Origin of the sequence: Butyrivibrio sp. AE3003 (assembly GCF_000686065.1) — a bacterium.
GTDB classification, from domain to species: domain Bacteria; phylum Bacillota; class Clostridia; order Lachnospirales; family Lachnospiraceae; genus Butyrivibrio; species Butyrivibrio hungatei_A.
The window spans coordinates 3,149,695-3,166,496 of record NZ_JMLX01000001.1; the positions used below are offsets into that span (position 1 = coordinate 3,149,695).

Consider the following 16,802-nt stretch of genomic DNA (forward strand, 5'->3'; position numbering starts at 1 on the left):
TATATAGAGAGCGAGGCTATGTGCCATGGTAGAGATATATAATGATGTATCTTCTATTGAGGAACTTGTTCATAAACATGATAGTATCTACCTGTATGGGGCTGGATCATCGTGTAAGTTGTTGCTTTACTCGTTTTGGGATGATGTATTGAAAGGGCATGTGAATTGTATAATCGATGCCAATAAAGAACTATCAGGAACAAGTGTGAATATTGGTACAGATACGATAAAGATAAAGGATGTTGAAGCTTTTTTTGATGAGCGAGATGAAAGTGGACAAATAGTGTTATTGCTTACACCTGCCTTTTCCAGTTTGATTGTTGAACAACTGGATAGAGTGGAGAAATTTGATGGGGCGATAATTTATCTGCTTCCGATGATATGTCACAATCAATGTTCCGAACATTTTAATATAAAAAGCGAAGAATGCGCCTTGATTCCTAAGAAGATTCATTATTTTTGGATTGGAGGAAATCTTTTACCTGATGAATATAGAAGAAATATTGAAGGGTGGAGAAAGCTGAATCCGGAATATGAGATTTACTGTTGGAATGAGGAAAATTATGATTTTACTTCAATGCCATACATGAAAGAGGCATATCTGTCAGGTGATGTGAACTTAATGTATGCAACTGATTATGCCAGAATGGATATTCTATATAGATATGGTGGCATATATCTGGATACTGACGTTGAATTATTGAAACCGCTTGATGAATTACTATATAACAAGGCTTTTATCGGCATAGAGGAAAATGCGCAACTAAACTCAGGCTCTGCTATTGGAGCAATTTCCGGACATCCTATGATAAAAAAACTAATGGATTGCTATGTTGAGGAACATTTTTGGGATGTTGAAGGAAAGCCAAAAAGAGTCTTTAATACATATTATGAGACGAAGTGTTTTATTGATAACGGATATAAGATGGTGAATTGTTATCAAAGGATTTGTGATATGATCTGCTTTCCGCGAGAGTTATTTATGCCAATCTGTTTTGCCGGAATGGACGATTGTTATACTGACCAAACTATATCTGCACATAAGATTAATCCTGAACATCATAGGGTTAATAGAATGTCTTATGAAAAATGGAAAGATAGGATTAGGTGAACGGCTATGATAAATAGGTTTAAGAATATTTATGATAAGTTGTCCGATAAAAAATCAAAAAACATTTTTGAAAAAAGATTAATGTACAGTTTGACGGGGGATGAATCATACTTACTTGAACTGGGAAAAGAGTATGAGGAATATGTTCTGAAATCTGATGAATGGAAGACGTTCTATAAAAAGCTTAAATCAATCGGGGAGAAGATTGTATTGTACTCAGCCGGATATTGGGGACGTGAGTTATTGCTTCATACAAAAGATATTTCATGGAAGTATGTTGTTGATAAAAAGCCAAATAGAGAAATGTTTTGTGGGATTCCGCTGATTTGTACAGACAAATTTTTGGAGTTTGGAAAAGATTACACTATTGTCATTTCTTCTCGAGTATACTATGAAGAAATTTGTTCTGAATTGATTGATAAAGGCGTTTCAGAAGCCAATATAATTGATGGTGCAATATTATTTGATATGTCTGAAGGGAAGCAATATTTTGATCTTTTGGAATTGCCACATGATGTGAATGGGGAAGTGTTCGCTGATGTGGGATGTTATGATGGGCTTTCTGCTTTTTTCTTTGATAAGTGGTGCGACGGAAAGGGCTTTTCTTATTGTTTTGAACCTGATGAGACGAATATTGACAGAATACATAGGGTATTAAAAAATAAAGGCATTTCTAATTATGAACTTATCGATAAAGGAGTTTGGAGCAGTGGAGGACGCCTTGGATTTGTTTCAACGGGTAATAGTGTCTCTCATATTTCAGATAATAGAAATGAGGATAATGATAATTTTATAGAAGTTGTCGCACTTGATGATGTTCTGCTTGATAAGAAAGTTACTTTTATTAAGATGGATATTGAAGGGGCGGAGCTTGAAGCACTTGAGGGTGCGCAAAAAATAATTAGTCATCAGAAACCTAAACTTGCAATCTGTGTGTATCACAAGCCACAAGATATTTGGGAAATACCGGAATTGATATTAGAATATAATTCGGAATATAAATTCTATATAAGGCATTATTCATATAAAGATAATGAAACGATATTATATGCCTTTTGATTGTAAAAACGATGAGGGGAAGGGATTATAAATACGACTGGAAAAAAGCAGACTTATTGTGGTAAAGTGGTTGCTTTAAAAAGATTCGCCCAGTATACAAGATTGTTGTTGCCATCTTCTTTTGTAGCAAGGTCTGTGTGGTTTAATTGTAGCACATTTATACCGAATTTATCAGTATATAAAGAAGTATATAAAGATTAGTTAGGGGCTTTTTATGAAGAGTGCAATTTATGGTGCCCAAGGGTATGCACTGGGGACATACAGGGCTATGAAAACTTTATATCCGGAAAAAAAAATTCCTTTTTTTATTGTTTCATCGATGAAAGGTAATACTGACAATCTTGCCGGAATTCCTGTAAAGGTTATATCTGATGTTGCGGAGTTTTATTCGGAAGAAGAGAAGAATGATTTAGAGATTATAATCGCTACGCCGGAGAATATACAGCAGGAGATAGAAGGAACACTTGATGGATATGGCTTTTTTAATCATAGCAGGGTGACTTCCGAGCGTTGGGGGGAGTTGATGGATGCGCTCTATGCAAAGAACGAGGATTTCATGCCGTTAAGAGTACTTGAAGATGGCGAGGAAGAGAGAAGAGTATGCGGCAGTGGTAATCTTGGATGTGATATAAATATTTTTTACGCGAGATCACATAAGGATAAGGCACTTAGGAGTGATATTGCTAGGCCTGATTATATGCATGCGATTCAGGTTGGTGCAGCTAATACAGATGATCGGATTGCGGATATTGTTGATGACCAGGGAGATAATATCTCGACAAAGAATGGAAATTATTGTGAGCTGACTGGGCTTTATTGGGTCTGGAAGAATAAGACGTACAATATATGTGATGGTGGTAGCGTTACAGAATCCAAGCATGACGATGCTACTAAATATTTAGGATTTGCGCAGTATAGGCGTGGTTTTGAACTTACAGAAGATGATTTAGACAGGTTTGTAATTAATGATATAGATGTTTTGCTCCCATATCCGCTTATATATGAACCCGATATCAATATGCATCACGAAAGATATTTGAAGGATGGGGATTGGAAGGCTCTTTTGGCGGCATTGGAAGAGCTTCAGCCTGAGTACGCTGATTTCTTTTGTGATGTGCTAAGGCAGCAGTGCATGTATAACTATAATGTAATTATTGCTAAGGAACAGGTGCTTCGAGATTATTGTGAATGGTTATTTCCGATATTGGAACGTGTGGAAGAGCTTTCTATCCCAAAAGGAAGCGAACGTTCCGATCGTTACATCGGATATATGGGAGAGACACTGGAAACATTGTATTTTATGAAGAATAAAGACATGCTGAAGATTGCGCATAAAGAGTGCAAGATGTATGTGTGAGATAAAGAGCTATTCTGGCAGAGTTAAAGTCAGAATGCTGATCGCATCGGTTTTTAACGGTCCGTTTTTTGGGAGTATGACGGATATAAGGGATGTGATTGGGTGATGTGCGAATAGACGGGAGTAAAAATGATGAAAGAAGGAGCTGAATCGAAGAATCAATTCAGCCCTGATGTAACTCACTTATTCATGTTTTTGTATTTTTCAAGCTCGGCTCGTAATTGAGCGATTTCTGAGTCCTTTTTAGCGATAGTGGCATCCTTTTCAGAAAGCAGGCCATCCTTTTTAGCGATAGTGGCATCCTTTTCAGAAAGCATGTCATCCTTTTGGGCAATTGTGGCATCTTTTTCGGAAAGCATGTTATCCTTTTCGGCAATCACGGTTTCATACTTTTCTTCAGCATCAGTGTAACCTGCGGTATACTGAGAGTTCATCTGCTCTCTGTAACGACGCTGGCCTTCAAGAATCTCTTTTGCCTGATTGTCATAATTAAGTTCGAAGATCATGTTACCTACCTCCTCGATGTCAGGATGATTCTTGGCAAGTTTTTTGAATTCTTCCCAAGTGGTTGCTTTAAAAAGATTTGCCCAATACACAAGATTGTTGCTGATATCTTCTTCTGTTGCAAGATCTGTGTGGTTCAATTGTAGCACATTTATACCGAATTTATCAGTATATAACCGGAATCTATTGTGGATAAAGGACAGAATATATAGATCATAAGTAATTTTGCATACTAACTACCTGTTTGACATGCACATGCTTTGCATGTATAATATAATTATGATAAAGACATTTGCTGACAAAGAAACTGAAAAGGTTTATAATCAGTTTTTTTCAACAAAATTGCCACAGAATATTCAAAGAGTTGCCTTAAGAAAATTGATTATGATTGATAATGCTGAGGGCGTGGAGGACCTTAGGATTCCTCCTTCCAACAGGCTTGAGAAGCTTGTTGGTGATAGGGAAGGACAATATAGTATTAGGATTAATGATCAGTATCGGATATGTTTTGTTGCTGATAGAAATAATTTTTATAATGTTGAAATAGTTGATTACCATTAAATGAAATTATTGTTGCGATGTATGCGTGTGTTTAATAATAGGAGAGTTGTTATGGGAAGATTTATTGAAGCTCCAACGATGAGTGAAATATTGTATGAAGAATTCATGGAACCGTTAGGAATATCTGCTTATAAGCTGGCACAGGCTATTCATGTTCCTGTATCAAGAATTCAAGATATTCTTCATGATAGAAGGAAAGTGACTGTTGATACATCTCTAAGATTGGCGAGATTTTTTGGGGTGTCGGATCGATATTTTTTAGACATCCAAAATGATATAGATATAAGAAATCTTAGAATATCTATGGCGGATGATATTAAAATGATTCATCCGTATAATACAGCGGTGATGTAAGTGAAAAAACGAACGAATTAGTAGGTCTGAGTTGAGAAAATCAATTCAGACCTTTCTTTCAACTACTGCATGCTTTTTAAATTATGGTATTATATTTATACAAGAACATGTCGAAAAACCATATAGATATTTCTGATATATAACAGGAGATTTTGGTTTATGAAGATGCAAAGGATGAAGACAACTGCATTATTAACAGGGATTTGTATGGTGGTCATGTCGATCATCAGTTCCGTTGATGCGTTGGCAGTTGATACGGTGACTCTTCCGCTTGAAGTATATGGGAAAGATGTAGTGTCTGTAGCGTTACCTGTCATCAGCGAAGGCGGTGAGTCTCCTTTTGATTTTGTTATAGATCCGCAGGGCCTTATTTTTGCGACCGATGCAGCCAAGTATGGTGGAGGAAAGGTCGAAGAGGGTGCAACGATACTGTTTAGGAATCATGAAGGAGAATATGATTTCTCAAGGCGAAGTGACAGCCTTACGGTAAAAAACAGAAGTAACGTGCCTGTCGTTGTCACGGTAACGGCAAGTATAGAGGATCTCGGAGACATAGAGATTGCCGGAAGTACAGACTTTGGCGATTCTGATGTTTGCGGCATGTATCTTGCCGTTGTGGATGATGAGGGTAATGAAAAGCCTATTTCGGAGGATGGTGAGATATCGATCAGTACCGAAATGCGCAAGGCGCCTGATGATGCATATGTTTACAGGATTGATGAGGAGAGCGGAAGCTATTCTTACGAGCTTTCAAGGTCTCCTGAAGAGATAGATTTTGATTCGTATTCTTTTGGCCTTACGGGATATTGTAATCCCAACGGAAACTGGCAGGACATTTCCGTACATCCGGTTGTAAGGGTCACCTGGAAGGTTGAGCCTGTTCTGTCTGAAGAAGAGGAGGAGCCGGAACAACAGGAAGAATTTGAAGAAGCTGCAACTGCAGCAAGCAGTGAGCAGACTGAGGAGCAAGAGGAGGCCAAAGAGCCTGAATCTGATACTTCTGAAGCCGGAGTAAAAGAAGCTGAACAGAATAACTCCGAAACTACGGAGCAAAAGACTGACGCAGCGTCTACCGGAGCTTCGGTTGCAGAAAAAAGACCTGTTCTGGGTGAGCAGGTAGATACTGAGCAGGCAAGTACAGCTGCAAGCGTAATTACTCCTGTAGAAGAAAAGTTAGAGGAAGTAACTGAGGGTGAAGAGACTGCAATGCGTGATACTGAGCAGCCGAAGACACAAGAGAGTACTGACACATCAGAAAGCATGCAGCCGCCGGCATATGAAGAAAATGCTACAAATTCAGCTTCTGATGAACAATAAAAATCTAGAGACAAAGTTGTCGGCTGATTACTGGAAGCGACTTGATTGCTAATATTTATTGATTACGTTTTGGAGAATTATATGCATAATGCGGAACTTATAAAGCAGATTAATGAAATACTTGCATATATCTGTAATAATGCTGAAAATATGGAGGAAGATGCTGTAAGAGAAAGCTTCTTATCTGTACATAAGACGCTTTGCGATAATTTGTTATGTCAAGAGAATAAAGATGTGTTGAATATGCTGTACAAAGCGGTTAATGAGAACATCAACTATATTGATGGATTAAGAATATTGGCGATGGATGCGATCATAAAATACGCATGTGCCGACGGAAGTGGAGAAATAACCAAGGAAGTTGAGGATAGTCTCAAACTTGCGGCAAGTGAGCTTGATAAGAAAAATAAGCAGATTGCCAATGTGATGGACTATGTCAATCAGATTGACTATATCAGGACGCGCTATCATTTAAGATATGCAGAGCCTTCGGATAAGTTCAAAGGAAAAGGTGTTGTTTATACCGTTATAACAGGTGACTATGATGCTATAAATGAACCTGAGGTTGGAGACTCAGAGCTTTCATATATTCTGCTGACAGATAAGGAAAGACCTGATTACAATGGAAGATGGGAAATAAGGATAATCGACAATCCGGACAATCTTGACAACGTGCGCTTTTCAAGGTATCCCAAGATGTTTCCGCATTTTAGTTCCAAAAGTATAGTTGATGAAGCGAAGCTGCTGGTTGAGCGCGGAAAAGCAGACAAGGCAGTACTTGATAAGCAGATAGAAAATTATATGGTAAGCGGCTATACATCAAAGGGATATATAGCGGAACTTGGCTGCATAGTAAGGGACCACCATGATGAGGCACTTAAGAAAGTGATGCAGGATTGGTGGGATGAATATATGGCCTATGATCACAGAAGGGATCAGATTAGTTTTGATTATGTATGTCAAAAAGACGGATATTTATTTGATCTGTGTGACCTTTCGGTATATTTAAATCCTTGGATGGAAATAAAAAAGATACATTAGTACTTAATTCTTTTTGCACCATTCAAGGAACTTATCACAATCTTTTTCAAAAGAGCTCTTTTCTGATGCAATCATTTTTCTGTAATCTGCAAATTTATCCTGATGTTCTTTGAAGTTATCGCAAATATCGTGAAGAAGCGAATCAAGCTCATCAAGTGAATCAGTAGGAACTTCAAACTTGTAGTTATCCGGAATCGGAACATCTTTAGAAAAGGCGGCAGCGCCTTTTTTGTTTGTGATTACGCAACAACCGTTTGCAGCGGCTTCTCTGGGGATTCTGTCTTTACCCGGATGCTCGCCAAAGTCTACATAAATCTTGCTATTCTGCATCATAAATACCATATGTTCAACATCAAGACCTGTAAGTGCGATCCACTTAAGCCAGGAAGCTTTATCTATAAGAGGTTTTAGTTCGTTATAACCTTTAGCCGGATTGTATAGCGCAATATCCTGTCTTAGATGTGCGGGAAAAAGAAATTGCCCATGAGCATCGTTTATATAGTCGGATAAGTACATCCCGTTGGCATTCGGAATTTTACTCTCTACATAGTCCTTGGAATAATAAGATTGATATAGATGTAGGGAAACTTCATTTCTTATTTGGCTTAGGTTTGATTCTTTAGTAGAAATGATATAGTTATCTACACTCATCCACCATAAAACTTTTTTTGCATTCTTGATAAAAGGAAGAGACAATGTAAGCCCTTCGGGAAATACAAATACGTTATCGGGAGTATCGGCAGCAGCATAATCTGAAATGTGTTCGGTATCATATATCGCATAAGCTTCAGGTGCAGGAACATCTGCACCTAAATCCTCTCCGACAGGGCGATTCAGATCAACATATATCATAAACGCCGTACCCGGTGAGAGCTCGTTTATTCTGTGGCACATCTGATGTGCGAGCTCAGGACCTCCGCTTGTCCTGTTTGCAGGTGCGAGAATGTATACGTTCATGAATTGTTCTCCATGTTTTCCATAATGGTTTTGATAATCACAATGACTCTGTGAAGAACTGTGTCTTCCGCGCAGACTTTTCTGTAACCGTTTAGTGCGATTTCTTCACGTTCTTTATCATGAGTCAGGTAATAATTGGCTTTTTCTATCAGCTCATCGTGAGAACGGTATGTCTCCAGATGAACGCCGGGAGTCAGGAACATATCAAGTTCCGGCTGATAATTGGTCAAAAGAAATCCTCCGCAGCCAAGGATATCCCATATTCTCTGAGGAAGTCCCGATCTTATAGACCTCATTGTCGTATTGAGATTGATCTTGCTTTTCTTGAATATCACAGGCATATCTGTAAATGATTTGGCTAAACCACGTTTACGTACATGCTTAGATAAAACTGTTGTGTCACTTCCCGTAAAAAGGTTGAGATTAAAAGGCTGTATATTATCTGCAAGAAAATTCATAAGTTTTATGCGTTCCATAGCTGTAATGTGATAACCGATATAGTTATCAATTGCAATCTGCCTGTCTAGATTTCTGATACTAAGCGCTGAAGAATAGAAATTTGGATCGGTATCCTTTAAACACTGTATTTCGTTATCGGTAATGGTATTTTCGATATATTCAAGCCCGTATATGCTTTCCTGGAGCTGACACTGCATTTTTTCTTCAAGAGAAGTGCTGATTTCCGAAGGCAAAGATAACTCGCCGTACGGATCTTTTTCTGTATAAAGAGATCCTATAAAAGATACATCATAGTCATAACCTGTAGTATCGCCTATTGTAGCATCCAGTCTGGCTGTTGCGGCACCGAGCGGCAAGTGGAAGATACAGCTTGGGTTAGCGTCTTTTATAGATTCATATTGTTTTTGGTCGAAAAGAAAAACTCTGTTATAAGGGCTCTTGATCGCATTATTGTATATTTCAAGAACGGGGCAATCTACTGAAACGCAGACGTAAGGAAGTTTGATCCTTTCACATACCATTGCAATAAATGGAAAAAAATTTATAGAGAAAACGAATAAAGGCTTATGATCAGCAATGAGATTACCAAGATGGGCAATCTTGCTGTCAACATAAAGGGTGTTTTCCGATAATCCCTGTTTGTCTTCAATTATTGTTAGGCCGACAGCTTTTAGTGCGTCAATATAATCGGGCTCACATATGCTGTCATATCTGTAAAATATTATATTCATAAATTCATTCTACCATAAATGGGATAATTATGATGTTATGTGGACGTTTTTGGATAAAAAATGTTGTTTATAAAAAGTTTATACATTATTTTTTAAAAAAGGGGTTATTTTTTTAGATTTATAGTCGATAATAAAAGTGTAAAAACAAAACAGAGATGGTTTTTAGGCCAGCACTAAGAACTATTTCGAAACGAGCAAACGAGTGGCAAGGATGCCACCGTACAAATTCAAGGAGGAATTATATTATGGTAGTACAACACAACATTACAGCAATGAATGCAAACAGACAGCTTGGAATCACAACAGGAATTCAGGCTAAGTCAAGTGAGAAGTTATCATCCGGTTACAAGATCAACAGAGCAGCAGATGATGCAGCAGGTCTTGCAATTTCCGAAAAGATGAGACGTCAGGTTAGAGGTCTTACACAGGCTTCAGCTAACGCTCAGGATGGTATTTCTGCAGTTCAGACAGCTGAGGGTGCTCTTAACGAAGTACACGATATGCTTCAGAGAATGAACGAGCTTGCTACAAAGGCAGCTAACGACACTCTTCAGACAACAGATCGTGAGTACATCCAGTCAGAGCTTAATGCACTTACAAACGAGATCAATCGTACAGGTGCTGCTACAGAGTTCAACAACCAGGCTCTTCTTGATGGAACATTCAAGAATAAGAACATTCAGGTTGGATCTGAGACATCTGCTGAGAACCAGATTAAGATTGACATCGATAAGATGACTGCAACCGGATTGGGACTTAGCGCAGATGTTACAGGAACTGATGCTACGAATGCAAAAGAAACTATCGACAATATCAAGGGATGCCTTGAGAAGGTTTCAAAGCAGAGATCTGATCTCGGTGCTATCCAGAACAGACTTGAGCACACAATCAAGAACCTTGATAACGTTGTTGAGAACACACAGTCTGCTGAATCTGCTATCCGTGATACAGATATGGCTACCGAGATGGTTAAGTATTCTAACAACAACATCCTTGCACAGGCTGGACAGTCAATGCTGGCTCAGGCTAACCAGACAAACCAGGGTGTTCTTTCACTTCTCGGATAATCTTAGATGGTTCACAAGAAAACTTGGTCATTTGCATAATTGCAACTACCAAAGGGGGCTCCGGAAACGGAGCCCTTTTTCTTTTGAAATTTCTTATTAAGATTTGTATTTGTCTATATACAAAAGTCTGTATTTATTATATAGACCAAGTTTCATTATTCCGTCGTCGTGTGCTGCCCAGGGAGATGACTGATTGGACACAACAATCTTGTAACCGAGTTTCAGATATTCGGTGCACTGGGAAATATCGTAAAAATCAAAACCGTCAAAGATATCATCTCGCCATTCTATTCTTTTGTTACTGATCATAAGAAATCCATCTATTGCTTCAACCGAAGTAATCGCTTGAACTGTTTTTTTGGGGATTATAGTCATATGACAGGTTATCAGGAGATAAAGAATATAAATTTCCGACTCTCTTGTCATGCCACATGACCGCATCCGGTGGAAGCGCAGGACTTCCTACAAGGCCTATCATTCCGACAGCGTTGTCAGATTCAAAAATATCAGCAATTTCATAAATGAAAAAACGGGTTCAATATACAGACATCTTGGTGAAGAAAAACGTTTATATCGGCTCCGCTTTTGGATTGCCCCATGTTATATCCTTCGGCCATACCTGATGCGTTGCTTATTGAAATCGTTTCTACTTCAAATCCTGCGGGGACAAGTAATTTACTTATATAGTAACAGCATTCGTTGTACATAAGACTGTTATTCACGCAGGTTATAAAACAGATCTTTTGGGGATGGTTGTATGAACGATCCGGATGATAAATCTTTTGCTTATTTATTGGAATATATTCATATTTTTTTTCGGAAAAAGATTTTATCAGCAGGGCTTCATTTTTGTAGCCCGATTTTTCGTAGTAATGCGAAAGTTTTTCTGCAACTGCGAATTTATTACCTGTGCACGATTCATCCAGCATCTGAAGAATGTAAAAAAAAGAAGGATTTATATTCAGAATGTTGCCAAAAAATGCGTAAGTTTCATCTTCAGGGAAGCACATCTGTATTCTCCTGAATAAATAAAAAGTCATCTGCTTTAAACTAACGTAGTCATCTACAGAACCTATAAGAGAAAAAATATTTCCCTGTATCCCTGCGGATTTTTCTGTCTGATAGATTATATGGGCGGACAAGAATCTGTCGAAGTCGGTAAAAATCTTAGACAGTTTGTGGTATTCATATGATTCGCAAATGCTGCATATCTCTGCATAAGCAGTATCTGTGCGCTCCGAAAGAAGAGAGTTTATTTTATCCAGTAACTTTTGATGAGAGAGCACATCTTCACTGTATCTTTCTGAAAAGATTTCATAGTCTTTGGCGGTATCAGCCATCATTTCACGGCGCCCTGATTCTGTATAATTGCCGTTACTGTCTTGATATTTTGTTATATCTATTGTAGGGCGAAGTATCATAAGTAATTACCTCGTATTAGACACTCTTTACGATGTCAATTATCTGTCCTACACGTACATCAAAGGAGTGCTCTTTTTGAATTTTGTAATGGGCGTTTTGAGCAATCTGCTTGCGCTCGGATTCGTTTGCAAGATAGTAATCAATCTTGTTAAGGAGGTCTTTTCTATCCTCGTAATACACAAAGTCTTCTCCCGGAACGAAGATATTGGCGAGATCTACCTGATAGTTGGATAAAAGGAAACCACCTGCGCCGAGGATATCATAGGCTCTTAGCGGGATTCCCCTCTGGATACTCCTAAGAGTTATGTTGAGGTTGATCTTACTAAGTTTGAAGATATAAGGCATTTCAAGAAAATAGTCCGCTGCACCCATATTTTCAACACCTTTGGGGCAGAAAGCTTTGTTTTGCCCGTAAGTATAGAGCCTCATGCCGTGGTGCGCACCTATCATTGTGAGGATTTCTCTTCGCTCGATGATGGTTGCCTGTCTGTTTATTATGTAATTTGCATAGAGGTATGCAGGTGTTTCGGCGCTGTCGGGATAAGGATATATGTTGCTTACTTTCTGGATCTCATTGACTATTTCCTGAGGAAGACATTCTTCTATATAGTTTATTCCGTCGACCTGAAGCTGACCGCGGATAAGTCCGTCAATGTATCCGAGTGAATATGGGCTTAATTTGGGAGCAATCTCATCATAGTATTGCTTTCTTTCTGTATATAAAGAGCCGACAAAAGAGATGTCTGCCGAAAATTTTTCTTTTTCTTTTTTACCCGGAACCATTTTATCAAGGCGTCTTGTTGATGCGGCGAGAGGAAGGTAATGTACGGTTTTTATGCCGCCTAATCTGAATGTCTCGAATTCCTTGGAATCAAACATAAGAACTATATTACAGGGATTTATGACCTGACATGAGTAAAGGAAAACTTCCGGATTGTCATAGACCCAAGAGACATATTTAACGCCGTCAATATTACAGACTTTGGAAACTACCGGCAGGAAATTAAATGAAAAGACGAAGTCAGGATCCGTCGCCCTGATGGTTTTAAGAAAGTCTGCTTCAAAATCGGGATCGTTTGTTGCTTTTTTTTCTTCATAGGCATATGGATATTTTACTATTTCAAGGTGATTTCCTTCACTATCCGTGTACTTTTCCAATGCGTCCAGCATGTCCATATTTGCGAAAAAAATTGATATATCAAGAAAAAGAACTTTCATGTCAGTCCTCCAAAGATTGGTATTTGGTATAGTTATTACTATCATACCATTGGTTTAATTGAATGTGTGGGAATATTTAGGTATAATTTGATTATGATTTCGGGGATTTTGGGGGATTGCGAATCATGCAGGATAAAATTAAGATGGCTTTTATCGCCTGTGTAAACGATGACCGGGCGGCAAGTGAGTGCGCATGGTATATTGACAGGCTGAATGTGCCTGAAAATATGGAGATTGATTTTATCACTATCAAGGATGCCCCCTCGATGTGCGCCGGCTATAATGCGGCGATGAGATCTACAGATGCTGATTATAAGATCTATATCCACCAGGATGTTTTTATTCTGAACAGGGATTTTCCTATAGACCTGGTCAGAGTTTTTGAAGAAAATGCGCAATATGGGCTTCTTGGCGTAATCGGAGGTTTCCTTCCACCAAACGGATCAGGATGGGATCATTGGACCGTTGGCGCAACTTATGCGGTGAATGAAGACAAGAACCTTGACCTAAGATTTAAAAGGATGACGGAAGAGGCTGTTGCCGAGACAGATGCGGTTGATGGAATGTTTATAGCGACAAATGAGGACATTCCATGGAGAGAAGACATTTTTGACGGATTTGATTTCTATGATTTATCCCAATGTGAAGAATTTAAGAGAAGAGGGCGCAAGGTGGGCGTGATAATGCAGGACGAGCCCTGGTGTATGCATGACTGCGGGCTGAGTAAGCTTACAAGTTATGATAGTTACAGAGAGAAGTTTTGCAATGAATATAGCGATAAATACAGATTTGATGAGTATTATACAGTGTCATCCGAAAAGGAAGAAATGTATAAGCTTGGATTGCAGTTTCTTGAAACGATTGAAGAAGCGCTTGGTATGGGCAATTACGAATTTGTATACAGAGTGCTTGCGGAGCTTAAGGATAGGCGGAAGCTTGATAATAAACTTAATGCTCTTATGGATGTAAGGGAGCTGTGCGAAATAAATGGCGGAGTCGTTTCTTTTTCACAATTTGGAGGAAGTGTCGGCGAAATAGTCGGAAGGCTTAATGAGTATAAGTTTCAGATGCGAAGGGCGGCTTTGGGAGATGAGAATGCACTGAATTTCTTAAGGACAGAACTTGATGCGGGCATGCTTTCGCAGCAAGGAATCGATTTTTTGAATAGAAGGTTTATGTGAATTTCTATAGGAGTTTATTCAGGCTTTGAAAGGAACTGATCATTTTATATGGATAAGACCGATATAGTACGTTCAATAGATAAGGCGCTTGGTAACAGAGATTTTGAGCGGCTCTTTCAGATAAGGAAAGAGTATGAGAAGGCAGAGAAAAACGATGCTGACCTTGCATATTTTTTTCTTATTTATGATATGGAAAAAGATATTACAGGCAATGTTTCAGACGGGATAATAAGCACAGCGGGGAATTTTGAAAATGCAGTAAGGATAATAAAAAAAACTAAAGAATTTCATGATAAGAAGCGAGTGGGCAGAGGAGTTTTCCGTGGACGATGCAGGCGATTATGCATTGTCTGTAGGAGCAAGCTCCAATGAGATACTTCTTTTACACAGTATTTGGACGAGAGACAGCAAAGCTGGTAACAACACGAATGATGCGAATATAAAGAGCAGGATATGCGAGGGTGATGATTATGCGCCTGAAAAGTTCGCGTTTATCATATGCTCCAATGATAAAGATGAATTTGATGAAGTAAAGTGGTGGATAGACAGATTATATGTGCCGGAGGGATGCGGTGTAGAAGTTCTTGAGATAACGGATGCAAGATCTATGTGCAGCGGCTATAACGAGGGAATGGAGTATGCAGCTTCACTTGGAGTAAAGTACAAGATATATATGCATCATGATGTTCGCATAATAAATCAATATTTACTGTACGATCTTATCGATATATTTAAGGACGAATCCATAGGTATGGTTGGAATGGTTGGACCTAAAGAGGTTCCGAATGACGGAGTCATGTGGTCTGACAGGCAGTATGGGAATATTGTTGAAGCAAGGATAAGCAAGATCTTAAATTACAGAGAAGACAATATAACGCTTGCGTATCCCGATAGTAAAAGCGTAGATGTGTCGCTTGTGGACGGCTGCTTTATTGCTACGTCCAAGGATATTCCGTGGAGAGAAGATATTTTCGACGGATTCGATTTCTACGACGCTTCGCAAAGTATGGAGTTTAAGCAAAAAGGTTATAGGATAATCATTCCATATATGGAAACGCCGTGGATATTTCATGATTTTGGTATGCCTGAGCTTGGAAGATACGATTACTATAAAGACATTTTTGTAAAAGAGTATTTACGGGAGAAGTCTTTATCTGAGATAGAAAGCGGGTTTAAAAAGAATTCCGAAGATTATGAGTTATATTATCAATTGGGAAATTATTATCTGAAGGAAAATCCTAATACGGCTTTTTTGTCTTATGAAAATGCATATTGTATGGCATGCAAGAAATATGGTGTTGGTAGCAATGAGGCAACTTCTATGAAGGATGTCTTATGTAAGAGTAAGATGTCGGGAAAGGTCAATGCAAGAAACGTTTCTTTTGTGATATTGTCATATAACTCTCTTGAATATACGAGAGAATGTATAGAATCTGTGCGCGCAAACTGCTATGATGGTGCGGTAGAGATAGTTGTGGTTGACAATAATTCCGGTGATGGAAGTGTCAAGTGGCTGGAAGAACAGGAAGATATTGTTTTTGTTAGAAATAAGGAAAATACAGGATTTCCGAGAGGCTGCAATATAGGAATAAAGGCAGCAAATCCGGATAATGATATTTTTCTTTTAAACAGTGATGCACTTATGCTTCCGAATTCTTTGTATATGATGCGCATGGCATTGTATTCTGATGAAAAGATCGGTGCATGCGGAGCTTCTACGAATAATGCATCGAACAATCAGGTGGTTAATATTCCTCTGAATACGGTGCCTGAATATACGGAATATGCGCGTGTTACCAATATTCCCGCCGAAAATATCGTTGAACTTAAGTCGAAGCTTGTAATGTTTGCTATGCTTATAAAAAGGGATGCATACGATAAGGTGGGAGAACTGGATGAGAGATATACTCCAGGTAATTACGAAGATGACGACTACGGAATGAGGCTTATGGAAGCCGGTTTTAGGAGCGTTATGTGCTGGAATGCTTTTGTTTATCACTATGGAAGCAAAAGCTTTGGAAAGATGTCCGATAAGTACAGAGAGCTTCTTGAGAGAAACAGGATTAAATTCATTGATAAATGGGGATTTACTCCCGAGAGAAGCATGCACTTTAAAGGAAAACATTTGGCTGAGATAAAAAGGAACTTTGATGAGAAGTTCAGTGTTCTTGAAGTTCAATGCGGTTTTGGAGAGATGCTTTCAAGAATAAAATTGATATATCCTTTTGCTGAAGTTAAAGGTATTGAAAGTTACGAAAAGATTGCGACGCTTGGTAAGAATAAACTCGATATTGAGTGTGTGGATCTTTTAAAAGAAGATTTTTCTCCGAATGAAAAATATGACTATGTGATTCTTGATACGTCGGTAATTGACTGTAAAGATGAAGAAGTTTGGAGAAAAAAGCTTTCACTGTATGTAAAAGATACAGGTAAGCTGCTTATTGGATGATTCGGATAATCGGA

The 16,802-nt window shown here is 38.5% G+C and carries 18 protein-coding genes; 11 read left to right on the forward strand and 7 right to left on the reverse strand.

The window, feature by feature from the left end; translation table 11 throughout:
* Window positions 1–25 precede the first annotated feature (25 nt).
* The 3 genes from CD00_RS19590 (at window position 26) to CD00_RS0115135 (ending at window position 3,527) form a co-directional block, all read left to right on the forward strand.
* On the forward strand, window positions 26–1,111 hold the full coding sequence (locus CD00_RS19590) for a glycosyltransferase family 32 protein (protein ID WP_051594243.1): 1,086 nt from the start codon (window positions 26–28) through the stop codon (window positions 1,109–1,111).
* A 6-nt stretch (window positions 1,112–1,117) separates the two neighbouring features.
* Complete coding sequence (locus tag CD00_RS19595) at window positions 1,118–2,170, forward strand: FkbM family methyltransferase (RefSeq protein ID WP_051594244.1); 1,053 nt, start codon at window positions 1,118–1,120, stop codon at window positions 2,168–2,170.
* Between the two features lie 319 nt (window positions 2,171–2,489).
* Window positions 2,490–3,527: a DUF4422 domain-containing protein gene (locus CD00_RS0115135; protein WP_242838987.1), complete on the forward strand. Its 1,038-nt coding sequence runs from the start codon at window positions 2,490–2,492 to the stop codon at window positions 3,525–3,527.
* Between the two features lie 179 nt (window positions 3,528–3,706).
* On the opposite strand, the gene CD00_RS0115145 is transcribed toward CD00_RS0115135, so the two are convergent.
* Window positions 3,707–4,171 carry a hypothetical protein gene (locus tag CD00_RS0115145; RefSeq protein WP_026656736.1) on the reverse strand — a complete coding sequence of 155 codons (465 nt, stop codon included), beginning with the start codon at window positions 4,169–4,171 and terminating at the stop codon, window positions 3,707–3,709.
* Window positions 4,172–4,310: 139 nt separating this feature from the next.
* On the opposite strand from CD00_RS0115145, the gene CD00_RS0115150 reads away from it, so the two are divergent.
* The 4 genes from CD00_RS0115150 (at window position 4,311) to CD00_RS0115165 (ending at window position 7,304) form a co-directional block, all read left to right on the forward strand.
* The gene (locus CD00_RS0115150; protein WP_026656737.1) at window positions 4,311–4,592 is read left to right on the forward strand and encodes a type II toxin-antitoxin system RelE/ParE family toxin; all 282 of its coding nucleotides are present in this window, start codon (window positions 4,311–4,313) and stop codon (window positions 4,590–4,592) included.
* A gap of 51 nt (window positions 4,593–4,643) precedes the next feature.
* Window positions 4,644–4,946, forward strand: a complete 303-nt coding sequence (locus CD00_RS0115155) for a HigA family addiction module antitoxin (RefSeq protein ID WP_034462160.1) — start codon at window positions 4,644–4,646, stop codon at window positions 4,944–4,946.
* A 159-nt stretch (window positions 4,947–5,105) separates the two neighbouring features.
* Window positions 5,106–6,263 (forward strand): hypothetical protein, encoded by a 1,158-nt coding sequence (locus CD00_RS0115160; RefSeq protein WP_026656739.1) that lies wholly within the window; start codon window positions 5,106–5,108, stop codon window positions 6,261–6,263.
* A gap of 81 nt (window positions 6,264–6,344) precedes the next feature.
* Entirely contained in the window at window positions 6,345–7,304 is a 960-nt protein-coding gene (locus CD00_RS0115165; RefSeq protein ID WP_026656740.1) for a glycosyltransferase domain-containing protein, read from the forward strand.
* A gap of 3 nt (window positions 7,305–7,307) precedes the next feature.
* Here the strand turns inward: CD00_RS0115165 and CD00_RS18690 are convergent, their stop codons facing one another.
* Window positions 7,308–8,261 (reverse strand): hypothetical protein, encoded by a 954-nt coding sequence (locus tag CD00_RS18690; RefSeq protein WP_034462161.1) that lies wholly within the window; start codon window positions 8,259–8,261, stop codon window positions 7,308–7,310.
* Window positions 8,258–9,451 carry a CgeB family protein gene (locus tag CD00_RS0115175; RefSeq protein ID WP_026656741.1) on the reverse strand — a complete coding sequence of 398 codons (1,194 nt, stop codon included), beginning with the start codon at window positions 9,449–9,451 and terminating at the stop codon, window positions 8,258–8,260. Before CD00_RS0115175 ends, CD00_RS18690 begins: the two co-directional genes overlap by 4 nt.
* Before the next feature lie 245 nt (window positions 9,452–9,696).
* On the opposite strand from CD00_RS0115175, the gene CD00_RS0115180 reads away from it, so the two are divergent.
* Entirely contained in the window at window positions 9,697–10,518 is an 822-nt protein-coding gene (locus CD00_RS0115180; protein ID WP_026656742.1) for a flagellin N-terminal helical domain-containing protein, read from the forward strand.
* Between the two features lie 96 nt (window positions 10,519–10,614).
* On the opposite strand, the gene CD00_RS20450 is transcribed toward CD00_RS0115180, so the two are convergent.
* Genes CD00_RS20450 through CD00_RS0115195 form a run of 4 tightly spaced genes read right to left on the reverse strand, consistent with a single transcriptional unit; the run spans window position 10,615 to window position 13,158 of the window.
* The gene (locus tag CD00_RS20450; RefSeq protein ID WP_207640522.1) at window positions 10,615–10,827 is read right to left on the reverse strand and encodes a glycosyltransferase; all 213 of its coding nucleotides are present in this window, start codon (window positions 10,825–10,827) and stop codon (window positions 10,615–10,617) included.
* Between the two features lie 19 nt (window positions 10,828–10,846).
* Window positions 10,847–10,996: a glycosyltransferase family protein gene (locus tag CD00_RS20455; RefSeq protein WP_242838988.1), complete on the reverse strand. Its 150-nt coding sequence runs from the start codon at window positions 10,994–10,996 to the stop codon at window positions 10,847–10,849.
* Window positions 10,997–11,033: 37 nt separating this feature from the next.
* Window positions 11,034–11,939, reverse strand: a complete 906-nt coding sequence (locus tag CD00_RS19605; protein WP_026656745.1) for a glycosyltransferase — start codon at window positions 11,937–11,939, stop codon at window positions 11,034–11,036.
* Window positions 11,940–11,955: 16 nt separating this feature from the next.
* Window positions 11,956–13,158 carry a CgeB family protein gene (locus CD00_RS0115195; RefSeq protein WP_026656746.1) on the reverse strand — a complete coding sequence of 401 codons (1,203 nt, stop codon included), beginning with the start codon at window positions 13,156–13,158 and terminating at the stop codon, window positions 11,956–11,958.
* Between the two features lie 125 nt (window positions 13,159–13,283).
* Here CD00_RS0115195 and CD00_RS19610 point away from each other — a divergent pair, with 125 nt between their 5' ends.
* The 3 genes from CD00_RS19610 to CD00_RS19615 are packed head-to-tail and all read left to right on the forward strand — an operon-like array spanning window position 13,284 to window position 16,788.
* A complete protein-coding gene (locus tag CD00_RS19610) occupies window positions 13,284–14,339 on the forward strand; it encodes a glycosyltransferase family protein (protein WP_051594245.1) in 1,056 nt (351 codons plus the stop codon).
* Window positions 14,340–14,387: 48 nt separating this feature from the next.
* Window positions 14,388–14,711, forward strand: coding sequence for a hypothetical protein (locus CD00_RS0115205; protein ID WP_026656747.1), 324 nt, complete (start codon window positions 14,388–14,390; stop codon window positions 14,709–14,711).
* The gene (locus CD00_RS19615; RefSeq protein WP_081811941.1) at window positions 14,629–16,788 is read left to right on the forward strand and encodes a glycosyltransferase; all 2,160 of its coding nucleotides are present in this window, start codon (window positions 14,629–14,631) and stop codon (window positions 16,786–16,788) included. The genes CD00_RS0115205 and CD00_RS19615 overlap by 83 nt, the downstream gene beginning before the upstream one ends.
* Window positions 16,789–16,802 lie beyond the last annotated feature (14 nt).